Origin of the sequence: Bifidobacterium sp. UTBIF-68, assembly GCF_006408855.1 — a bacterium.
In the GTDB taxonomy this organism is placed as follows: domain Bacteria; phylum Actinomycetota; class Actinomycetes; order Actinomycetales; family Bifidobacteriaceae; genus Bifidobacterium; species Bifidobacterium reuteri.
Window position 1 is genome coordinate 21209 of sequence record NZ_JFAN01000016.1, and the last position, 22422, is coordinate 43630.

Genomic DNA, 22422 nt, shown 5'->3' on the forward strand with positions numbered 1-22422 from the left:
GGGAGCCATGTCTTTCAACGATCCTTTTTCCATATTTTTCGGCAATGGCGACGCAGATGGTCGCGCCCGCAAACAGTCGGACGACGATCCGATCATCCTTGACGTTCAGGCCGATGGGGACGGCCCCGCTTCAGGCAATGGCGCGCCACATGCCTCCAATGGGGGAGGTCGTCCGCCGCGCGGGCCGGCCGGTCCGCGACTGACGTCCCGCCCGGACTCCGGCGCTGCTGGAGGTTCGCGCGGCACCAGGATCATGATCGGCGTGGTGCTCGCGGTGGTTGTTGTCGTCGGATTGTTCTTCGGCCTGTCCCAGTTCATTACCGATCTGATGTGGTACGGACAGCTTGGATTCCAGTCCGTGGTCTGGGTGCAGTTGGGAGTCAAGGTCGGATTGTGGGTGGCATATGCGTTGCTCATGGCATTGACGGGATTCGCGGCCGCATGGTTGGCCATCCGGGCACGGCCCGACTCCTCCGACGGCTCCACGATCCGCATCAACGGTGACGTGGTGGAAGTCGGCAAGTCGTTCAGCTCGAAGACCGCACGCCGTGTGGCGGTGGTGGTATCGCTGATCGTCGGCGCGATTTTCGGTGCACAGTTCAATGCCAACTGGAGCGAGATCCTGCTCATGTTCCATGCGCAGAGCTTCGACACTGTGGATCCCCAGTTCGGTCTTGACAACGGGTTCTATGTGTTCATGCTGCCTGGCCTCAAACTTGTGCTCGCCGCGATTTCCATGTTGCTGGGTGTGGGGATCGTGTTCTCGCTGATTACCCATGTGCTCATGGGCGGCATTCGAATCACGATGCCGGTCAATGGCCGTGGACTGTTCACCATCACCAAGCGCACCCGCCGCCAGCTGGGTATCTGGCTGATACTCAACATGCTCGCATGGTCGGCGCGTCAGGTGCTGGGCGTCTTCGATCAGCTCACCGTGCAGGGCTCCCGCATCACCGGCGCTTCATACACGGCGGTCCACGCCAACATCCCGGTCACGTTCATCATGGCCGCGCTCACCGCCATCCTCGGCGTGGTGCTCGGCGTATGGCTCATGCGCTCCCATGCGCTTGAGGGGCCGGCTTCCCTGGGCGTGCGCGCCTCGGCGGCGCTGAAGGCATGGCGTATCCCCGTTATCTCCATCTCCGCCACGGTGGTCGTCGCGCTGGTGCTCACTGTGGCATGGCCGGTGCTGCTGCAGCGGTTCCGCGTCAATCCGAACGCCCAGGAGATGGAATCCACGTACATCCAGCGCAACATCGACGCCACACGTGCGGCCTATGGCCTCAACAAGCTCAAGACCGAGCAATATGAGGTCACCAGCAAGGGCGAGCAGGGCGCGCTGGCCAAAGAGGCGGACACCACCGCGCAGATTCGTCTGCTCGACCCGCAGGTCGTCAGCCCCACGTTCAAGCAGCTGCAGCAATCCAAGCAGTACTACACATTCGCGGATACGCTCGCAGTCGACAAGTATGAGATCGATGGCGTCTCCCAGGATACGGTGATCGCCGCACGTGAGCTCGACCTCGATGGCAACGACAACCGCAACTGGGTCAACGACCACACCGTGTACACCCACGGATATGGCGTCGTTGCCGCCTACGGCAACAAGGTCACGGCCGATGGCCAACCGGAATTCTTCGAATACGGCATCCCGACACAAGGCAAGCTCACCGAAACCCAGAAATACGAGCCGCGCATCTACTTCTCGCCGAACGCCACCGAATACTCCATCGTCGGCGCCCCCGAGGGCACCAAGTCGTGGGAGTTCGACTATCCGACCGGTTCGGAAGGCGCCCTGACCACCTTCAAGGGCGACGGCGGCCCCTCGGTGGGCAACCTGTTCTCCCGTATCCTCTATGCGATTCGCTTCGGTTCCGACCAGATTCTGTTCTCCGACCGAGTGACGTCGGCCTCGCAGATCCTCTATGACCGCTCCCCGAAGGAACGTGTGGCCAAGGTCGCGCCGTATCTGACACTCGACGGCCGCGTCTATCCGGCCGTGGTCGATGGTCGCGTCAAGTGGATCGTGGACGGATACACCACATCCGACGCCTACCCGTATTCGCAGATGACCAACCTCGGCACCTCCACGCAGGATTCCACCACGGTCTCCTCCTCGACGGTCTCCTCGCTGGGAGCCAAGCAGGCCAACTACATCCGCAATTCGGTCAAGGCCACCGTGGACGCCTACGACGGTTCCGTGGATCTCTATGTCTGGGACACCTCCGATCCGGTCATCAAGGCATGGGAGCAGATCTTCCCCGGCCAATACCATCAGCTCAGCGAGATCTCCGGCGACCTGATGAGCCACATGCGCTATCCGGAAGGCCTGTTCAAGGTGCAGCGCGAACTGCTGTCCAAGTACCATGTGACCTCCGCCAACCAGTACTACTCAGGTGAGGATTTCTGGCAGACCCCGGTCGATCCGACCGAATCCCAGGCCCAGCAGGATCAGGACATTCTCCAGCCGCCGTACTATCTGACATTGCAGACCGGAGGCACTGAGGAACCCATCTTCTCCCTGACCTCCACCTATATCCCGGCAGGCCAATCCACGCGTGAGATTCTCACCGGATTCCTTTCGGTCGATTCCGACGCCGGCAACCAGAAAGGTGAGATCGGTTCCAACTACGGCACCATCAGGCTGCAGGAATTGCCCAAGGACTCCAATGTCCCAGGCCCCGGTCAGGCGCAGAACAACTTCAACGCGAACGCCGATGTCTCCAAGGAGCTCAACCTGTTGCAATCCGGAGACACCAATGTGGTGCGCGGCAACCTGCTCACACTGCCGCTCGGTGGCGGCTTGGTCTACGTGCAGCCCGTATACGTCAAGTCCAGCGGCGCCACATCCTTCCCGCTGCTGAAGAAGACCCTGGTGGCCTTCGGCGATCAGGTCGGTTTCGCGGACACGCTTGATGAGGCGCTCGACCAGGTGTTTGGTGGTGATTCCGGCGCCAACGCCGGAGACGCCGCCAACGCCGATGGCTCGGATGCCTCCAGTTCCTCGAAGACCGAGAATCAGGGGACGGCCGATAACCCGGCAGGCTCCGACCAGTCCAACCAGCCCGGTCAGTCCGACACCGGTACCCAATCCGGCACCGCGCGCAGCCCTGAACTCCAGCAGGCGCTGAACGATGCCGCACAGGCCATGAAGGACAGCCAGACCGCCATGAAGAACGGTGACTGGACTGCCTACGGCGAGGCGCAAAAGCGACTCGAGGACGCCCTCAACAAGGCCATCGAGCTCGACAAGTAGCTCCAGACACCCAAGCCCGACTTCATGGAATTCTGGGCATAATCGGGCCGGTTATTCTGGGCATGCACGGTCCTTATACGACATTCTGGGCATATGCGTGTCAGATACAGGCGATTTTTGAGCCATATCTGACACGCATATGCCCAGAACCGTTCTTTGGCGTCGGTACATGGCCGGTATATGCCCAGAACCGACCTCTTCGCGCGCGGCGATGCTAGGCTGTGCGCATGTCCTATACGTATATGTTTCGACCGGCCGTCGAATCGGACCTTCAGGCCATCACCGACATCTACAACGCCTCTGTCATCGCCGGCGGATCCACCGCCGACCTCACCCCGCGCAGCCTCGACCAGCGCCGGGCATGGGTCGAATCGCACCGGCCGCCCTACGGCGTCTTCGTAGCGGAGGCATCGGTGGCCGAAGACCACGGCTGGATGGATGACGATGCCAACCCGGAAGGCAGCACCGATTCCGAAGTTGGCACTGGCGCCAGGACGGCAGTCGTCGGGTTCGGCGCGCTCTCCGTGTTCTACGACCGTGCCGGCTATGACGGCGTCACTGATCTGGCGTATTACATCGACACCGACTGGCAGGGCAGGGGAGCGGGCACTTTCCTGCTTGGCAGTCTGCTCGATGAGGCCCGGGCCCGTCATATGCGCAAGGCCTGCGGCATCATCTTCGCCGACAACGCCGGTTCCATAGCGCTGATGAACCGCTTCGGCTTCACCCGGTTCGGGCTGATGCCGGCGGCCGCTACCGACTCCACCGGCACCATGCGGGACATGTCCTACTGGTACCTCGACCTGTAGGCCGTTGCGGGTCGCCGTAGTCCGTGGCTGTGCGCGGCGAAGTGCCGTGGTGAAGTCGAGGTGGGCCGAGTACAATTCTGAAGGTTGATTTGCCGCCCCGTCACATGCCGATTGCGTGACGCCGGGTACGGCAACGGAAGTGCGTGAGGAGCAGCGAGGAGCGACATGGCATCGGATTTTTGGCTGATTGCAGGACTGGGCAATCCCGGCAAGAAGTATGAAGGCACCCGTCACAACATGGGCTTCATGGTGGCGGATGTGCTCGCCGAACGATGGTCGGTGAACTTCGCAGACCACAAGGGCTTGGCCATGCTGGGCAAAAGCACGATGAACCTCGACGGACGCACCGTCAAGTTCTTCCTGGCCAAGCCCTTGACATTCATGAACGAGTCGGGCAACGCCGTGGCCTCCATCGCCGCCTACTACCAGATCGAACCGGATCATATCGTGGTGGTCCACGACGACATGGATCTTGAATTTGGCCGCATCAAAGTCAAGGCGGGCGGCTCCGCAGGCGGACATAACGGCATCAAATCCATAGACCGTTCGCTCGGCACGCCGAAATACGCCCGCGTACGCATGGGCGTCGGCCACGCAAAGCGAGGCCCCAACGCGCACGACAACACCGTGAACTGGGTGCTCGGAGGATTCGGTCCCGATCAGCGCAAGCAGCTGCCTGAATTCCTTGCGGATGGCGCCGACGCCGCCGAAGACATCATCTTCAAGGGGCTCGCCAAGACACAGGAGCAGTTCAATGGCCGCTGACGCCGCGAAATCGCCCATGCCCTCCGCATCCTCCGCAGCCGCTGCGTCCAACGGGCAGCCCGTTGATGGATCCCTTGTCGGATTGCTGGACGAGCTGAATCGGGACCCGAATTTCCTCGCCCTCGCCGCAGGCGAGATCGACCCCGATGCGGCTGCCGCGGACCCGTCCGTATTGGCCGGAATGCCGGAAGGACTGCGACCGGCGTTGGTCGCGGCCATCGCACAGGGCGTACGCGGCAACCCAGGCAAGCCGGTGGTCATGGTCGTGGCCTCCGGACGAGAGGCCGAGGAGACCGTGGGGGCTTTGCGCTCCTGGTATGACGGTGACCCGAATGACATTGCACAGTTGGAAGCCTGGGAGACGCTGCCACATGAACGTCTGAGCCCGCGCGCCGATACCGTGGCCAGCCGCATGGCCGTATTCCGCAGACTCAAGCATCCTGATGCCGGCAACCCGATGTTCGGTCCGATCCGCATTCTGGTGATGCCGATTCGCTCGCTGATACAGCCGGTGGTCACCGGTCTGGGCGATGTGGAGCCCCTCGTGTTCACCGTGGGAGAGGAACTCGCCCTCGATGAGGCCGCCAGACGATTGATTGAGAACGCCTACACGCGCGTCGAGCTGGTAATGGACCGCGGTGAATTCGCCGTGCGCGGTGGCATTCTCGACGTGTTCCCGCCCACCGCACCGCATCCGGTGCGTATCGAGTTCTTCGGCGACGAAATCGACTCCATCAAGGAGTTCCATGCCTCCGACCAGCGCACGTATGGCAACGGCATGCACACCATCTGGGCCACGGCATGCCGTGAGCTGCAGCTGACCGATGACGTGCGGGCGCGGGCCAAGGCGCTGATCGGTTCGATTCCCAACGCCGAGGACATGCTGGAATCCATCGCAAACGCCATTCCCGTGGAAGGCATGGAATCCCTGATGCCGGCTTTGGTGGATCATCTGGAGCCAGTTGCCTCCATGATACCCAAGCATGCGGTGGTCGTGCTGAGCGACCCGGAGAAGCTGCGCCGATCCGCTGAAGACCTCGCCAAGACCGCCAACGAATTCCTTGCCGCCAGCTGGCACGTGGCGGCCGCCGGCCACGGCGCCGGTGCGCCCATCAGCTTCGACGAGGCAAGCTTCCTTGACTATGCGGAGACCATCAGTTCGCTGGAGTATTCCGAACATGACGTGATTCGTCTGACCAGTTTTGGCGTGGACGCCACACTTTCGGGCCATGTGCAGCTCGATGCGCAGAACCCGGCCGAGTTCCGCGGCGACGAATCCAAAGCGGCACGTGGCATCGAAGGACTGATCGACGCCGGCTTCCAGGTGACGATCACGGCTGCCGCCGCAGGCACCTTGGCCAGACTCAAACGCGCGATCAATACCACGGGCGTCGCCTCATTCGACACCATCCGGTCGCAAGCCATCGACGGTTTCGTGGATAGTGCCGCCAAGGTCGCACTGCTGACCGAACGTGACCTGACCGGTCGCACGTCGGCCGTGGCCGTGGCCAAGACGCCGAAACGCCGGCGCAAGGCCATCGACCTCGTGGAGCTCAAAAAAGGCGATTACGTGGTTCACGAGCAACACGGCATCGGACGGTTCGTCGAAATGCGTCAACGCACGATTGGCACCGGGGCGAACAAGACCACGCGCGAATACCTGGTCATCGAGTACGCGCCATCCAAACGAGGCGCCCCGGCCGACAAACTGTTCATCCCCACCGACCAGCTCGATCAGGTCAGCAAATACATCGGCGCGGAAACGCCGAAGCTCAACAAGCTCGGCGGCTCCGACTGGGCGGCGACCAAGGCCAAGGCCAGGAAGCACGTCCATGAGATCGCTGACGATCTGATCAAGCTGTATTCGGCACGTCAGCGCGCCAAGGGATTCGCATTCAGCCCTGACACCCCGTGGCAGAAGGAACTGGAGGACGCGTTCCCATATCAGGAGACCGCCGACCAGCTCACCACCATCGACGAGGTCAAGGCCGACATGGAGAAACCGATCCCCATGGACCGGCTGATATGCGGCGACGTGGGCTTCGGCAAAACCGAAATCGCCGTACGCGCCGCCTTCAAGGCCGTACAGGACGGCAAGCAGGTGGCGGTGCTCGTACCCACCACATTGCTCGTGCAGCAGCATTACGAGACCTTCACCGAACGCTTCGAAGGTTTTCCGGTCGATGTCGCCGCCATGAGCCGGTTCCAGACCACGAAGGAGACCAATGCCACCATCGAGGGGCTCGCGGCAGGCTCGGTGGACGTGGTCATCGGTACCCATAAGCTGTTGAACCCGAAAATCAGGTTCAAGGACCTGGGACTCGTCATCATCGACGAGGAGCAGCGCTTCGGCGTGGAGCACAAGGAGACACTGAAGGCCCTCCGCACCAATGTGGATGTGCTCTCGCTGTCCGCGACTCCTATCCCACGCACGCTGGAGATGGCGGTCACCGGCATCCGCGAGATGTCCACGCTCGCCACCCCACCCGAGGACCGTCTTCCCGTGCTCACCTATGTGGGCGCCTATGAGGACGCGCAGATCACCGCCGCCGTACGCCGTGAGCTGCTGCGCGGCGGCCAGGTGTTCTATGTGCACAACCGCGTGCAGGACATCTCCCACATCGCGGATAAGATCCATACGCTTGTGCCCGAAGCCCGTGTGGGCATCGCGCACGGCAAGATGGGAGAGAAGCAGCTCGATCAGATCATCCGCGACTTCTGGCACCGGGACATCGACGTATTGGTATGCACCACCATCATCGAAACCGGCCTTGATATCTCCAATGCCAACACGCTGATCGTGGACCACGCCGACCGGTTCGGCCTCTCCCAACTCCATCAGCTGCGAGGACGAGTCGGCCGCGGCCGCGAACGCGCCTACGCATACTTCCTGTATGACCCATCGAAGCCGATGACCGAACAGTCGCATGACAGGCTCGCCACCATCGCGCAGAACACGGCGCTTGGCTCCGGCTTCGACGTGGCCATGAAGGATCTGGAATTGCGCGGCACCGGCAACCTGCTGGGAGACGAGCAGTCCGGACATATCGAAGGCGTCGGCTTCGACCTCTACGTGCGCATGGTCTCCGAAGCCGTCGAGAAATACAAGGAACCCGAGGAGACCGTCGAGCCGATCGCGGTATCCGTCGACCTGCCCATCGAGGCCTCCATCCCGGTGGAGTACATCGATTCGGACAAGCTTCGGCTCGAAGCCTACCGCAAGCTTGCCTCCGCGCGGAACGAAGCCGATCTCAAGGACCTGCAGGAGGAGCTCACCGACCGTTACGGCAAGCCGCCGCTGGAATTCGAGACGCTGTTCGACGTGGCCCGCCTCAAGTTCAAGGCCCGCAAGCTCGGTATCTCGGAGATCCTCGCGCAATCGAACCGTGTGCGCATCGGCCGCATAGATCCGCCAGAATCCGTCCAGATGCGCATGGCCAGGATCTACAAGGGCACCCAGTACCGTCCAGTCACCCATCAGCTACTGGTTCCGGCGCCGTTCAACGGGTCGCTTGGCCAGAAACCCATGACCTCCGACCAGATCGTGCTATGGGCGAACCAGCTCCTTGACGATCTGGCTTGGAGACCGGGGCATCAACACTGAGCCGCGCGGTGGACGACAATGCGCCGGATGGCGCGCATGTCCGGAATCGTCCGGGTCTTTCGCCAAGACATGGAGCTACTCCTCACTCAAGGGATACGACGAGCTCCATGCCGAACCCTGCGGAGCGATGCACTCTGCTCTGTCCAACCCCAAGGATTAAGTGACGGCTATGAGAGATGAATCCCTGAATCCGACCAATATCGGCACCCTTGCCGGCCATACCATTCCACGTCTCGGCATGGGTACGATGGCGCTCGCCATCGAAGGCCGTCCGGAAAGCCGGGAGCAAGCCATCGAGACGATCCATGCCGGGCTGGACGCAGGTGTGCGCTATCTCGATACCGCATGGTCCTACTACCTTCCCAGCAAGCCGGGCACCGGGGAGCCGGAGGACATGGGGTACGGCGAGTATCTGGTGCGAGATGCGCTCGCCACGTGGAAAGGGCCACGGGAAGACGTGCTGGTGGCCACCAAAACCGGCTGGCTGCGCACGTTGGACAACGATGGCAAGTATGGCTGGCAAGCTGACGCACGGCCTGAAACGATGATCGCCAACGCCAAGGAATCAGCCCGCAGACTCGGCGTCGAGACGCTTGACCTGCTGTATTCGCATTGCAACGATCCTCAAGTGCCATATGTCGAGCAGATGGAAGCCCTGAAGCAGCTGGTGGACGAGGGGGTGGCCAAAACCGTCGGCATCTCCCGCATCGGGGTCGAAGAGATCGAACTGGCCAGGACCATTCTGGGAGACAGCCTCGTGGCGGTGCAGAACCAATTCTCCCCAGTGCATCGCGACCCCGATCATACGATGGAGGTCTGCAAGCGTTTGGGACTCGCGTTCGTGTGCTGGTCGCCGCTTGGCGGATTCCTCGATCCATTCGACCGGTGCCTGTTCGACAGGTTCCGCGAAGTGGCGCAACGGCATCAATGCTCATATCAGCGCGTCACGCTTGCCTGGGAGCTGTCTCGATACGACGGCCTGTTCACCATTCCTTCCGCAAGGAATCCGCAGGAGATCGAGGATTCGTTCCAGGCCGTGGCGCTGAAGCTGAGTGCGGACGAGCTCGCCTATCTCGACGAGGAGACTCCGGAACTGTGACGTTACGGGCACTGTGAGGATGCCGGCGCTGCGCACGCTGATTTCGTGGAGCCGTCCTGCTCCCAGTGGAGCCTTGTCTCCCGGCGATATCCGCGGATGAGGGAGGGATGATGATGATGAGTGGCATCCTTGTCGTCATCCGTGATTCACCGTCAGTTGTGCAAGGATTCCGTCAGTGTTTCATTAGCGTTCCGTCAGGAATGTGAGCGCTCACACCATTTTTGGGCGTGTCGTTCACAACGTCCACAAATCGCACTAGTCTTAGGACTGTCATTAGATACACAACCGTTTTAAGGAGTAGTTGTGGCAGCAATTGAAAGCGTGTACGCGCGCCAGATTCTCGATTCCCGTGGCAACCCGACCGTCGAGGTCGTCCTCGACACCGAAGACGGCGCTGAGGGCCGCGGCCTGGTTCCGTCCGGTGCTTCCACCGGTGAGGCTGAGGCTTGGGAGCGTCGCGATGGCGACAAGTCCGTCTACGGCGGCAAGGGCGTTCTGAACGCCGTCAAGGCCGTCAACGAGGAGATTGCTCCGAAGGTCATCGGTATGGATGCCTCCGACCAGCGCGCTCTCGATGACCTGATGATCGAGCTCGACGGCACCCCGAACAAGGGCCGTCTGGGCGCCAACGCCATCCTGGGCGTCTCCCTGGCTGCCCTGTACGCCTCCGCCGAGTCCGCAGGCCTGCCGCTGTACCGCTACATCGGCGGCACCAACGGCCACATCCTGCCGGTCCCGAACATGAACATCATGAACGGTGGCGCCCACGCTGACTTCGCCACCGACATCCAGGAGTACATGATTTCCCCGTACGGCTTCGACACCTTCCACGAGGCTCTGCGCGCCGGCGTCGAGGTCTACCACACCCTGAAGAACGTCCTGAAGAAGGAAGGCCTGAACACTGGCCTCGGCGACGAGGGCGGCTTCGCCCCGAAGCTGAAGTCCAACAAGGACTCCCTGAACTACATCGTGGACGCCATCTCCGCCGCCGGCTACGAGCCCGGCAAGCAGATCGGCATCTGCCTCGACGTGGCCTCCTCCGAGTTCTACAACAAGGAGACCGGCCTGTACCACTTCGAGGGTGGCGAGCGTGACGCCGAGTACATGCTCAACTTCTACGAGCAGCTCATCGACGAGTACCCGATCGTCTCCATCGAGGATCCGTACCAGGAAGAGGGCTGGGAAGACTGGGCCAAGATTACCGCGAAGCTCGGCGACCGTCTGCAGTTCGTCGGCGACGACCTCCTGGTCACCAACCCGAAGCGCCTGCAGAAGGGCATCGACATGGGTGCCGCCAACTCCCTGCTGGTCAAGCTGAACCAGATCGGTTCCGTCACCGAGACCCTCGACGCCATCGAGCTGGCCACCGCCAACGGCTTCACCTCCATGGTCTCCCACCGTTCCGGCGAGACCCCGGACACCACCATCTCCGATCTGGCCGTCGCCAAGAACACCCGTCAGATCAAGACCGGTGCCCCGGCCCGTGGCGAGCGCGTTGCCAAGTACAACCGCCTGCTCGAGATCGAGGAGGAGCTCGGCTCCACCGCTCAGTACGCCGGCTACAGCGCCTTCAAGGCCTGCAAGAAGTACCTGGCCAAGTGAATCGAAACGCCTGTGAAGGCGTGACATTCAGCTGAAGCTTGATACCCGTCGCATTCGCCAAGTCGAATGCGGCGGGTATTTTCTTGGAATATGAACAAGACGTCCCGTGCCACCGACAACGGCAAAGCCAAAGGCAAAAACAAGGCTAAAGCCAAGAAAAGCAATGCAACGGGACCTATTGCGTTCTTCGTCTCCCTGTTCATCATTGCCCTTGGCGCCATCCAATTGGTGTCCACTTTCCACACGTACGCCTTGAACCTTGCCGAGCTCAACAGTCTGAAGCGTGAGGAAGCCTCACTCGTCGCCAAGAAGCAGGAGCTTGAAAACAATATCAAGCGTTGGGATGACAAGGCCTATGTGACCGCGCAGGCACGAGAGCGTCTCGGCTTTGTATTCCCGGATGAACAGGCCGTCCGCGTGCTGCATCCGGAAGCGGTGACCGGTGACGAAACGCCATCGGACCAAAGCGACGGCAGTCAGACAACCTCAAAAAAGGTGCTTCCCTGGTACAGCGAGCTTGCGTACTCGTTCAAGAAGGCCGATGAACCGGTCAGCGAACAGTCCACCGGACAGACATCTGGTTCCGCCGACTCGTCAGACTCGGATGATGCGAATCAGGAGCAGGGCACCGACGGCAATTCATCTGCGTCTTCATCATCCGACGCCACCAATGATCAGAACACCACAGGGGAGGGAACCCAGCAGTGACCATCGACATCACATCCACAGCCAAGACCTTGGTCGACAACGTACTGTCCCAGCCGGCCGCCGAAGAGGATATCGCTGTGGTGCAACGTCAGCTCGGGCGCTACCCGCGAGGCATGGTCGCCGTGGGCGCACGTTGCGTATGCGGTCGGCCCCTTGCCGTGATTACACGCCCGGTGCTGCCCGGCGGCATCCCATTCCCCACAACCTGCTATCTCACCAGCCCGGAGGCGGTCAAGGCGGCATCCCATGTGGAGGCGGCCGGTGTGATGCAGCAGTATAACGAGATGCTTGCCGCCGATGAGCAGCTCAGGGCTTCCTATGAAACAGCGCATCAGCTGTATCTGGCATTCCGCCACGAGTTGGCGGTACGGCTGGGGGACAGCGAGGAGCATATCGAGGGTACGTCTGCCGGGGGCATGCCTGTACGCGTCAAATGCCTGCACGCATTGCTGGCGCAGTCCTTGGTGATGGGATCCGGTACCAATCCCATAGGGGATATGGTGCTTTCGCGCATAGAAGACGAGTTCAGCCCCACGGTCTGCCGCTGCGCAGTGGAAGACTAGCGGAATCGGTATTTGCAGACGCTGATTGGCAAGGAGAAGGACATGAGTGAGAAATCCGTTACCGTCGCGGGCATCGATTGCGGCACCAATTCCATCCGCCTGAAAGTGGCGCGTGTCGATGCGGACGGCATGCATGAAGTGGTACCGCGAATACTTCGTGTCATCCGTCTTGGCCAGGATGTGGACAAGACGCATCGTTTCGCCGATGAGGCTTTGGAACGTGCGTATGCTGCGGCCAGGGAATTCGCCGACGTGCTCGCCGAGCATCCCATCGACGGCTTGCGCTTCGTGGCCACTTCCGCCACGCGTGATGCCGAGAACCGTGAGGAATTCGAGGATGGCATCGAGCGCATTCTCGGTGTACGGCCCGAAGTGATTCCGGGCACCGAAGAAGCCGACTTGAGTTTCCTGGGCGCAACCTCCGTGGTGAACCGTGACGATCTTGAAGCGCCCTATGTGGTCGTGGATTTGGGCGGTGGATCCACCGAGTTGGTCATCGGCGGTGATGGCGTCACCAAGCCGACCACCCAAGTGCAGGGCGCGTTCTCGATGAATATCGGTTCCGTGCGCATGACCGAACGTCATCTGCACACGGACCCACCCACTGAAGAGGAGATCGCTCAGGCCGTGGCCGACATCGACGAGCACATCGATGAGGCATTCCGGCATGTGGATGCAGGCAAGGCACGTACGATCATCGGCGTGTCCGGCACGGTGACCACGATGACCGCTTTGGCGATCGGATTGAAGGAATACGACCATACCGTGGTCGATGGATACCGTCTGGGGCTCGAGGAGGCGTACGCAGTGGACGACCGGTTCCTGAGGATGAGCCGCGCCGAGCGTCGTGAATACAAAACCATCCATCCCGGGCGTATCGATGTGGTCGGCGGCGGTGCAGTGGTGTGGAACCGTGTACTAGCGCGCATCAGCGAAGCCGCGCGACGCGATCACGGTACGCCGATCGATTCATACGTGGCCAGCGAGCACGGTCTGCTGGACGGCATAGTCCTTGACTATGGACGCCGCCTGCTCGCCCAGCGCTGAATTCCGGCGGATAGCTCCTTCAGCCCCCTGTTGAGGGAGCCGAAGAAGCTGTCAAGACACGGTTGAGAGATACTCTCAGCGGGATGATTCACAGGACTAAGGTGCCTCCAGCGGGACTCGAACCCGCAAGCCGAAGCGATCGATTTTAAGTCGACTGCGTATACCGATTTCGCCATGGAGGCGCTGGCTGAAAGCCAACCGTACCATTGTACGTCATGTTGTGACGTATATCTGCCTGACGAGGGAGTCGGCAAGGTTATTCGCATGGCGCCTGATGATGTTCAGGGCGTTTTCCTGAAACAAATGCTCGTTAGGCTGTGTGACGTTGTGTTGGCAGAATGAATGAAACGAGGCAGCCATATGGTTTCACGTTGGACCGCAGTCGATCGCGTCGAGCAGGGCGCACTGCCCACCATGTTCGTCCAGGCCGTCATCGTAGGTACGGTGCTGACCATTGGCGCCATCGCCTGCTCGGGCCTCTATATCGGCATGACGGCCGATCCCAAGACGGGTGCGCCGATTGTGGCCTTGGTGCCCTGGATGGCGGTGAGCGTGCTGATCGCCGTTGTATTCACCTATATCGTCGGATTCGCCTTGCTCTGGTGCGCCGAAGCATTCACCACGCATATGCGCGAGCCATTCAAACCATGGGCCTACGCCGTGGTGGGATTGATTGGATATGCCATCTGGGGCCTGTTCGTGATGGGTTCCACGATGAATTCGCTTGATCAGGCAGTCAACGGCGTGGTGCTTGCCAATGCCGATATGATCGCTCTGACCTTCAACTATGCCGTGCTCGGATTCATCGCCATGCTCATTGCCAAGTGGTACGCCCCCAAGCTGGCGGTGAGAAGAACAGCGGTCATTGTCCTGTGCGTCGTGCAGATAGTGCTTGCCGTACTCGGGATCATTGTGGCGGTGATGCTGTTCGGTCAGATTGCCGCTGCGGCATAGTGCCCGGCACAGTCGCAGTAAGACGGCGACATTGATCCGCCTGACATCTGTGCCGCAGGCGGAGGTGAGCCAGGGACATGGCGTGTAAGGTGAATCAGTACTGTAGTGGTCTGCGTAAGGAGCGGTCATGTTCAGCGTACTTGATATGTTCACCGTCGGTGTGGGTCCTTCATCGTCGCATACCGTCGGCCCAATGGCTGCAGCCCATGCGTTTGCCACGTTCCTCGAAGACAACGATCTCCTCGCCCGCACCGCACGGGTCAAGACCACGCTGTACGGCTCCCTGGCGTTGACCGGCTTGGGGCATGGCACCGACCGCGCCGTGATGGCCGGTCTGGAAGGCAATCTTCCCTCCACGGTGGATACGCGATATATGCTGCATATCCGTCAGACATGTGCGCTGGACGATACGTTGAATCTTGCTGGCGTTGTGCGTATTCATTTCGAGTACGACCGGGATGTGGTGTTCGAACAGTGGAAGCGTATGGCTGCGCATCCCAATGGCATGCGTTTCCAGGCGTTCGATGCCGCGGGCTCATTGGTCGATGAACAGGTGTGGTATTCCATCGGTGGCGGTTTCATCCGTCAAGGCTCGCCTGATGACGCTGTGATCGGCATCCATGACCGGCCGCCTGAGGGGACTTCCTTCGCTGACGATGATGAGTCGTCATCCACCGATTTCGGCCCTGAGACTCCTTATCCGTTCGCATCATGTGCCGAGCTGGTCGCGTTATGCCACGAACACCATATGAGCATCGCCGAACTGGTTTGGAAAAACGAGACGGCCAGCCGCTCGGCCGTGCAGGTGCGTTCGATCATCGACAATATCTGGCGGGTGATGCGCGAATGTGTCAACAATGGATGCAGCTGCACTGAACCGACGTTGCCGGGAGGCCTCGATGTGCCCAGGCGCGCACCGAAGATGTACCGGCGCCTCGCATCCAACTCCGACGTGTTGCGCAATGATCGGCGGCGCAGGGATGCTGTCTTGGAATCATCGGATGCGGCGTGGGTGGATCTGTTCGCCTTGGCAGTGTCCGAGGAGAACGCCGGGGGAGGCCGTATCGTCACCGCCCCCACCAACGGTTCGGCAGGCATCATTCCTGCGGTACTGCATTATTACTGGCATTTCGTCGATGACGCCAGTGAGCAGGGAGTGGTTACCTTCCTGTTGACAGCCGGTGCGATCGGGTATCTTTTTAAGCGCAACGCCTCGATTTCGGGTGCCGAGGTCGGATGTCAGGGCGAGGTCGGTTCTGCGTGTTCGATGGCTGCGGCAGGTTTGGCGGCGGTGATGGGCGGGACCCCCGAGCAAGTGGAGAATGCGGCGGAGATCGGCATCGAGCACAATCTTGGACTGACTTGCGATCCGGTGGGCGGATTGGTGCAGATCCCGTGCATCGAACGCAATGCGATGGCGGCCAATACCGCCATCAATGCGGTGCGCATGGCCATGCTGGGGGATGGTTCCCATATCGTCACGCTTGATCAGGCGATTGCGACCATGAAACAGACCGGCGAGGATATGATGGCCAAATACAAGGAGACCTCCAAAGGAGGCCTCGCCGTCAACGTCGTCGAATGCTGATGGCTGTTTCCGCTCTCCGTCTCCCTCGGTGAGGGAGCCGGCCGGTCAATGTGGGCAGAGGGGAGTCGGAAACATGTACGGTAATCTCATATATCGCAACCGGAGAACAGACTTCCGCCAATGCCCGGGTGGTGCTATTCTAGTGCGCATTGTGTCTGACAAGGAGGACGTATGGCAGAGCAGATGCCCAAGGTGAATGCCGAATTCGGCTCCACGCCTGTGATCGAGTTCCCGACGCCTGAGGCGCCGAAGGGGCTCAAGGCCATTGAGCTGACTGAAGGTGATGGCCCGATGGTGCGTCGTGGTGACACGGTCACCGTGAACTACCACGGAGTGGTGTGGGGCAAGGACACGCCGTTCGATTCCAGCTTCGACCGTCATCAGCCTGCCAGCTTCGGCATTGGCGTGGGACAGGTCATCAAGGGTTGGGACCAGACCGTTCCGGGACATAACGTGGGCTCCCGTCTCGTGGTTTCCATTCCGCCGGAGTACGGCTATGGTTCCCGTGGCGTCCCGCAGGCAGGCATTGGCGGTGATGACACCCTGGTGTTTGTCATTGACATCATTTCCACTCGCTGACCTTTCAGCGCAACGGAACGCCGGTGTCATAGCCGGCGTTTTGCTATTCAAAGCGTCAATTCAACCAGTATTTCGTTAGAGTTCAGGAGGACAACATGGCTGAAGACAAGGTCTACCTGCTGACGCAGGAAGCATATGACAAGATGAAGGAGGAGCTCGCCCACCGTGAAGGCGAGCTGCGCGAGGAGATCGCCCATAAGATCGCCGTGGCGCGTGCCGAAGGCGACCTTTCCGAAAACGGCGGCTATCAGGCTGCGCGCGAGGCGCAGAGCAAGAACGAGGGGCGCATCACCGAGCTCACCGTCAAGCTGCGCGACTCCAAGATCATCGAGAACGCCCCGGAAGGCACCGTGGGCAACGGTTCCGTGGTGACCATCGAGCTCAATGGCAATGAGATGACCTATGTGCTCGGCACGCGAGACATCGTCTCCGGTACCGACTACGACATCATGACTCCGGATTCCCCGATCGGCAAGGCCATCGAGGGTGCCAAGGTCGGTGACACGGTGACCTACACCGCTCCGAACGGCCGTGAGCTGTCCGTGGTGGTCAAGGCGTCCAAGCCGCTTGCCTGACGCACGTGTTTCAGCCGCTTCTGTGCCGCACCGCGTAACATCACAGACAGACGGTGTGTGACGTCAAATGGCGCGACACAGTGGCGTAACACCGCGCATCAGCCCCTCCTCCCATGTGGGATGGAGGGGCTTGCCATATGTGCTATGTGCTATGTGCTATGTGCGCTTGCGATGGCGGTTCCCGTCAAGACCCCTGTTGTGGGTGGTTCTCGTTGTGGGAGGCTCTCGCTATGGAGACGATACGGAGCAACACGTCAACGGTGACGTAGGTTCGATTCGCGATCAGCTCCAGAGCGACACGATCACCATATAAATTGCCACCATATGGCAGGCGTACCCCGCCACGGTACCGCAGTGGAAGATTTCATGGAACCCGAAGACCCGAGGCCACGGATCGGGCTTGCGCAGCGCGTACACGATGGCGCCCAGGATGTAGCAGGCGCCGCCTGCGCACAGCAGGACCACCACTGCAGGGCCCGCATGCGGCGATTTCCAGAACAGTGCCATGAATGCCAGACCATAGATGCCGAAGACGATGTACACCACCGTATACAGCCATCGTGGTGCGTTGATCCAGATCACGTGGATGATCAGCGCCACCAAGGTACATGCCCACATCGAAATGATGATGAAATTACGCCAGAATGGTTGCAGGGCGAAGGAGACCGGCGTATAGGTGCCGGCGATGAGCAGGAAGATATTGACATGGTCGATGCGGCGCAGCACATCGGTCACCCGCGGGGTCCAGTCTCCCAGATGATAGCAGGCGGAATTGGTGAACAGGACGAGCGATGCGGTCATGAATACGGCGCAAGCCCATTTGAGTCCGGCACCTTGTGCCAGGCAGATGAGCACGATGCCGGCAGCCAGAGACAGGGGAGCGGCCACCGCGTGAATCCATCCGCGCATCGCAGGCTTGGGGCGGCCATGCACGTCCAATCTGATTTTGCGTTCCACTTCAGCGGGGGCGATGCCCTCGATTTTCAGGGCGCGGTTCTCGGCCTTGGCGAGCTTTCTGCGGGCTTTTTCCTCGGCTTTGGCGCGGATGGACTCCGCCTTGAACTGAGCTTTGGCTCGTACGGCGTCGGCCTTGGCCTGCAGGGCCTGTTCGCGCGCCTTGATGGCTGCGGCGCGCTTGTGCTCGATGGTGGAGTCAAGTCGCCGCGTGTCTGAGGTGTCATCGTGTTCCAGTGCCATAGTGCCCCCATCATAGTCGATGACCATCTAAGCCTTACGTTACCGTAACCTACGTTAACGTAAGTTATTGGATTGTCAATACCAACCCGCGGAACATGCGCGACGACGGGATGGGCGCGATGCGCGGCCATTGCGTATGATGGTGTGCATGGCTGATTTTTCACATATTCTTGCGACACGACCGGATTTCGATGACGACGACCGCGAATGGCTGCATCACCTCGTGGCTGACTGGCAGGTGGTCGCCGATCTGAGTTTCGCGGACCTGCTGCTGCTGGTCCAGAACGGTGACGGCAAATATGTGGTCGCCGAGCAATGCCGCCCCTCGACGGTGATGACATTACGCGGTGAGGATGTGGTCGGTGACGTCATGCCCGACGATATGACCGGTGAGCTCGACGCCGCCATGCAGTCGAACGTGGTGTTCCGCTCCACCGTGCTTCGGTCCGTCGGCAAGGCAACGGTATGCAACGTGTATGCGCCGGTACGCCGCAACGGCAAGACGTTGGGCCTGGTGGTGCGGGAGACCAATATGGCCACGCGTGAATCCAACGGACGGTATGAATCCGAAAGCATCAACGCCGGCAAACAGCTCTATGAGATGATTCCACGCGGACAGTTCCCCTATCAGGATTCGGTGATGAGTCAGCGCCATATCGCCCGGGTCGCCGACGGTTTCATCATCCTGACCTTCGACGGTGTGGTGCGCTATGCTTCCCCCAACGCCATCAGCTGCTTCAGAAGACTGGGCTTGCTCAGCACCATGCCTGGCCAGTATCTCAGCGAATTGGGTACCCAGCTGCTCAGAGAGAACGATCCGGTGCCGGAGACACTGCCATTGGTGCTGTCAGGCAAGGCCGCGGTCGATTCCGAACTCAATGCGAACAGGTCGGCGGTATCCATGCGGTCATTGCCGCTGTACGACAACAATGGCAGGGTCGGCGCCATCATCCTGTGCCGCGATGTCACTGAGCTGCGTCGTCGTGAGAAGGAGCTGCAGACCAAGAACGCCACCATCTCCGAAATCCATCACCGTGTCAAGAACAATCTGCAGGCGGTATCGGCGTTGCTGAGGTTGCAGGCGCGCAAGACCAAGTCCGAAGAGGTGAAGAAGGAGCTTCAGGAGGCGCAGCGCCGCGTACAGACCATTGCTATGGTGCACGAGGGATTGAGCCAAACCGCCGACGAGATCGTGGACTTTGACAAGGTGATCTCCAACTTGCTGCATATGGCCGTGGACCTGGCCACCATGAAGGATCAGGTGATCAATGTCAACTTTGTGGGTAAATTCGGCATGATGCCGGCCCAGGACGCCACGCCGCTCTCCCTGGTGCTGACGGAGCTCATCACGAATTCCGTGGAGCATGGGTTCGAGGGGCGCAAGGAAGGCACCATCACCATTTCGGTGGGACGTTCCGGCCCCAACCTCAACGTGGTGGTCGAGGATGACGGCACCGGTCTGGGCTCCGAGGAACAAGGCGGCATGGCGCGGTCTTCCGGCTCCGGCCTGGGTACTCAGATCATCAATACATTCGTGACCAATGATTTCGGCGGATCCGTGCATTGGGAGCCCCGCCGTGAAGGCGGCACTCGCGTGGTGCTCAATATGAAGCTGCGCGCCGCGCAGGATGAATGATGAATGACGTCCTGCATGGTGTCCGGAGACGATGACACCTCCGATACAGGAAAACCCTCCCGGCGGGGAGGGTTTTCCTGACATTGCGCGAAAGAGAAAATCAGATCTGCATCTGCATGGCCTGCGAACGGCGGGCGCGCATGGCGCGACGCTTCAGAGCCCGGCGCTCATCCTCGCTCAAGCCGCCCCATACGCCGTAGTCCTGATTGGTGTCCAATGCGCACTTCAGACACGCGTCAATCACCTTGCAGGTGCGGCATACGGCCTTAGCCTCTTCGATCTGCTGATATGCTGCGCCGGTGTTGCCCACCGGGAAGAACAGTTCCGGATCCTTATCGCGACATGCGGCCTTGGCTCGCCAATCAAAAGCGCTGCTCATTGCTTGCCTCCCTTAAAAGCCACGTGGCTGATTGTTGTTCCTTGACTTCATACTAGGTAACCACGAACCGTGTTGATTTTCAAGAGGTTTCACCCAGAAAATACCGACTATTTCACGATGAGCACTGTACAAGCCGTGCCGAGGATCCCGTGATGAGCACCGCTCTGCCGGGCGTGTCGATATCGCGTTGAGTCATGGTCGCGAGCAATGGGGACGGGATGCCGGCCATCATATCGTTGGTCTTTTCGCCGCTGGGGAACACGATTCTGATGGAGCAGTGCTCAGGTATCCGGATGTGACGCATGGATGACGCCGTGAACAGTACGGTGATGTTCGGGTCCGCCAATGCCTGCCGGAATCGCAGGGCCTGCTCTTCGGCGAGGAACGGGTCGAACAGGGCATCGGAATCGTCGACCAGCCATATCATCCGAGGCGGCTCAGGCGCAGGAGCGTCGGCAAGGGCATGACTGATGACGCCGGCATGGCGTATGGCGCGTGTGCTCCAGACGCCATGTTCGCATCGGCTGATGCGTACCATGATGCCGTCAATGGCTTGGCATTGGACGGCAAGGACGTCGAGCAGGGTGCTCTTGCCCCTCCCGTGCCCTCCGATGATGCCGATATTGCCGCGATTCAGCGCTACGAGGGCATCGCTCAACGATATGCCGTCATCTTGGATGCCGAACCAGACATGTTCCTGGTCGGATTTGGATGCGGATGGTCGGTTCGGCGAAATGCGCGACGGCAGGGGAGCGGAGAACAGTGCCGGTGCCCGGTCCATGCCCATGAACCGTGCGGCCAGCAGAATCTGCCGACGGATCCGTGTGAGGCTGTTCGCAGGCGAGCATCGCAGGGCGGTCACCCGCTCGGAATCATTGCAGTAGGCCGCGCCCGGCATCGTCGGACTGATGCGGGCGGCGCGGCCGTCTCCCAGCAGTTCCGAAGATTGCATGTCATCACGGACACGAAGGCATATGTTCACCGCCATATTCGCTTTCATGTCCGTGCTGACCTGACCAAGGGGATTCTGCGTGCATGCGATGAGATGCATGCCCAATGAACGCCCCAGGGAGGCGATGCGCACCAGTCGATTGATGTAATCCGGCAACTGGTCCTTCAGTGCGTGAAATTCGTCGATAACCACCATCAGTCGAGGAGGAGGGTGCGGTACATCATCGATATGCGAGGTGCGATACTCGGCTGTGAGCCTTTCCCGTCGTGTCAGTTCGGCTTCGAGGGCGCGCAACGCCCGTGCCGCATGGGGTAAATTCAGGTCGCAGACGCTGCCCACGCTGTGCGGGAGCTGCTCGAGATCCCTGAATGCGGAACCGCCTTTGAAATCAAGGAATACGAAGTTCAGCCGGTCCGGTCCGTTGTGGGCGGCCAGCGCAAGACACCAGCTCTGCAACAACACCGATTTGCCTGAACCGGTGGTTCCCGCGACAAGGGCGTGCGGTCCGGACCGACACAGATCCAGATGATACGGTTCGTCTCCTGTCGTTGTGCCTATCGGCACATTCCACTGAGCGGATGCGAGCCAGCGATGCACCATGGTCCGCCAAGGCGACGTCCCGAGATCGAGCAGTTGCTCCAGAGCGATGCAGTCGATGTCGGGGAATACGGGGATGACGGGGGTGGCTTGAGGCTTGGCTGGGATGCGTGTGTCGGACCCTTCTGTGGGAAGGTGCGTCCCGGGGCCAATCATGGGTGGGGAATCCGTGGCGGTGTCGACATGCTGACGGAATGAAGGCGAGGCGATCAGCAATGATGCCAGGCAGCCGAATGCTCCGGGAAGAATCATGAGCGCATACATCCATTGCCCTTGGACCATCATGATGATGACCATCATGAGCTGTGCCGCTAGGGGTGCCGTCATGGCGCAGACCATGATATAAGGCCGCGCCTTGGCCATTCGCCGGACGGTGCGTGTGCGGCGTCGCGGCCGGTTGCGGACATGGCCCATATGCGCTGATGGGCCGTAATGTGATGTGGTGCGTGCCATGCATCCAGCGTGAAGGACGTCTGGGCATATCCGCAAGCCGAAACGGGTTATGTGGTTCT

At 60.6% G+C, this 22422-nt stretch carries 17 protein-coding genes and 1 tRNA gene; 14 read left to right on the forward strand and 4 right to left on the reverse strand.

The genetic code is table 11. The features are described from left to right. Positions 1-7 precede the first annotated feature (7 nt). The 9 genes from BW14_RS05575 (at position 8) to BW14_RS05615 (ending at position 13453) form a co-directional block, all read left to right on the forward strand. A complete protein-coding gene (locus tag BW14_RS05575; protein ID WP_140489482.1) occupies positions 8-3256 on the forward strand; it encodes a UPF0182 family protein in 3249 nt (1082 codons plus the stop codon). A 227-nt stretch (positions 3257-3483) separates the two neighbouring features. Next, positions 3484-4065 (forward strand): GNAT family N-acetyltransferase, encoded by a 582-nt coding sequence (locus BW14_RS05580; RefSeq protein ID WP_181162306.1) that lies wholly within the window; start codon positions 3484-3486, stop codon positions 4063-4065. A gap of 165 nt (positions 4066-4230) precedes the next feature. Beyond that, positions 4231-4830: an aminoacyl-tRNA hydrolase gene (pth, locus tag BW14_RS05585; protein ID WP_044088556.1), complete on the forward strand. Its 600-nt coding sequence runs from the start codon at positions 4231-4233 to the stop codon at positions 4828-4830. A gap of 16 nt (positions 4831-4846) precedes the next feature. Continuing rightward, entirely contained in the window at positions 4847-8434 is a 3588-nt protein-coding gene (gene mfd / locus BW14_RS05590; RefSeq protein WP_181162311.1) for a transcription-repair coupling factor, read from the forward strand. Positions 8435-8603: 169 nt separating this feature from the next. Next, a complete protein-coding gene (locus BW14_RS05595; protein WP_140489486.1) occupies positions 8604-9533 on the forward strand; it encodes an aldo/keto reductase in 930 nt (309 codons plus the stop codon). 303 nt (positions 9534-9836) lie between these two features. Then, positions 9837-11135 (forward strand): phosphopyruvate hydratase, encoded by a 1299-nt coding sequence (gene eno, locus BW14_RS05600; RefSeq protein WP_044088553.1) that lies wholly within the window; start codon positions 9837-9839, stop codon positions 11133-11135. Positions 11136-11225: 90 nt separating this feature from the next. After that, a complete protein-coding gene (locus BW14_RS05605; protein ID WP_140489488.1) occupies positions 11226-11843 on the forward strand; it encodes a septum formation initiator family protein in 618 nt (205 codons plus the stop codon). Continuing rightward, positions 11840-12406: a DUF501 domain-containing protein gene (locus BW14_RS05610; RefSeq protein WP_140489490.1), complete on the forward strand. Its 567-nt coding sequence runs from the start codon at positions 11840-11842 to the stop codon at positions 12404-12406. Before BW14_RS05605 ends, BW14_RS05610 begins: the two co-directional genes overlap by 4 nt. 42 nt (positions 12407-12448) lie before the next feature. Beyond that, entirely contained in the window at positions 12449-13453 is a 1005-nt protein-coding gene (locus BW14_RS05615) for a Ppx/GppA phosphatase family protein (RefSeq protein WP_140489492.1), read from the forward strand. Between the two features lie 102 nt (positions 13454-13555). On the opposite strand, the gene BW14_RS05620 is transcribed toward BW14_RS05615, so the two are convergent. Continuing rightward, positions 13556-13635: transfer RNA gene (locus BW14_RS05620), tRNA-Leu, on the reverse strand. 178 nt (positions 13636-13813) lie between these two features. On the opposite strand from BW14_RS05620, the gene BW14_RS05625 reads away from it, so the two are divergent. The 4 genes from BW14_RS05625 to BW14_RS05640 all read left to right on the forward strand — a co-directional run bounded on the left by BW14_RS05625 (position 13814) and on the right by BW14_RS05640 (position 17149). Then, positions 13814-14407: a cadmium transporter gene (locus BW14_RS05625; RefSeq protein WP_140489494.1), complete on the forward strand. Its 594-nt coding sequence runs from the start codon at positions 13814-13816 to the stop codon at positions 14405-14407. Between the two features lie 127 nt (positions 14408-14534). Continuing rightward, the gene (locus BW14_RS05630) at positions 14535-15995 is read left to right on the forward strand and encodes an L-serine ammonia-lyase (RefSeq protein ID WP_140489496.1); all 1461 of its coding nucleotides are present in this window, start codon (positions 14535-14537) and stop codon (positions 15993-15995) included. Positions 15996-16166: 171 nt separating this feature from the next. Further along, complete coding sequence (locus BW14_RS05635) at positions 16167-16574, forward strand: FKBP-type peptidyl-prolyl cis-trans isomerase (protein WP_044088547.1); 408 nt, start codon at positions 16167-16169, stop codon at positions 16572-16574. 95 nt (positions 16575-16669) lie between these two features. Continuing rightward, complete coding sequence (locus tag BW14_RS05640) at positions 16670-17149, forward strand: transcription elongation factor GreA (protein WP_044088546.1); 480 nt, start codon at positions 16670-16672, stop codon at positions 17147-17149. Between the two features lie 282 nt (positions 17150-17431). Here BW14_RS05640 and BW14_RS05645 read toward each other — a convergent pair whose 3' ends face one another. Then, the gene (locus BW14_RS05645) at positions 17432-18346 is read right to left on the reverse strand and encodes a hemolysin III family protein (protein WP_044088707.1); all 915 of its coding nucleotides are present in this window, start codon (positions 18344-18346) and stop codon (positions 17432-17434) included. A gap of 148 nt (positions 18347-18494) precedes the next feature. Here BW14_RS05645 and BW14_RS05650 point away from each other — a divergent pair, with 148 nt between their 5' ends. After that, positions 18495-19982, forward strand: coding sequence for a sensor histidine kinase (locus BW14_RS05650; RefSeq protein ID WP_140489498.1), 1488 nt, complete (start codon positions 18495-18497; stop codon positions 19980-19982). Positions 19983-20082: 100 nt separating this feature from the next. Here BW14_RS05650 and BW14_RS05655 read toward each other — a convergent pair whose 3' ends face one another. Together BW14_RS05655 and BW14_RS05660 are read right to left on the reverse strand one after the other, a co-directional pair. Then, positions 20083-20361: a WhiB family transcriptional regulator gene (locus BW14_RS05655; RefSeq protein ID WP_003835265.1), complete on the reverse strand. Its 279-nt coding sequence runs from the start codon at positions 20359-20361 to the stop codon at positions 20083-20085. Between the two features lie 112 nt (positions 20362-20473). Next, positions 20474-22237, reverse strand: coding sequence for an FtsK/SpoIIIE domain-containing protein (locus BW14_RS05660; RefSeq protein ID WP_258186054.1), 1764 nt, complete (start codon positions 22235-22237; stop codon positions 20474-20476). Positions 22238-22422 lie beyond the last annotated feature (185 nt).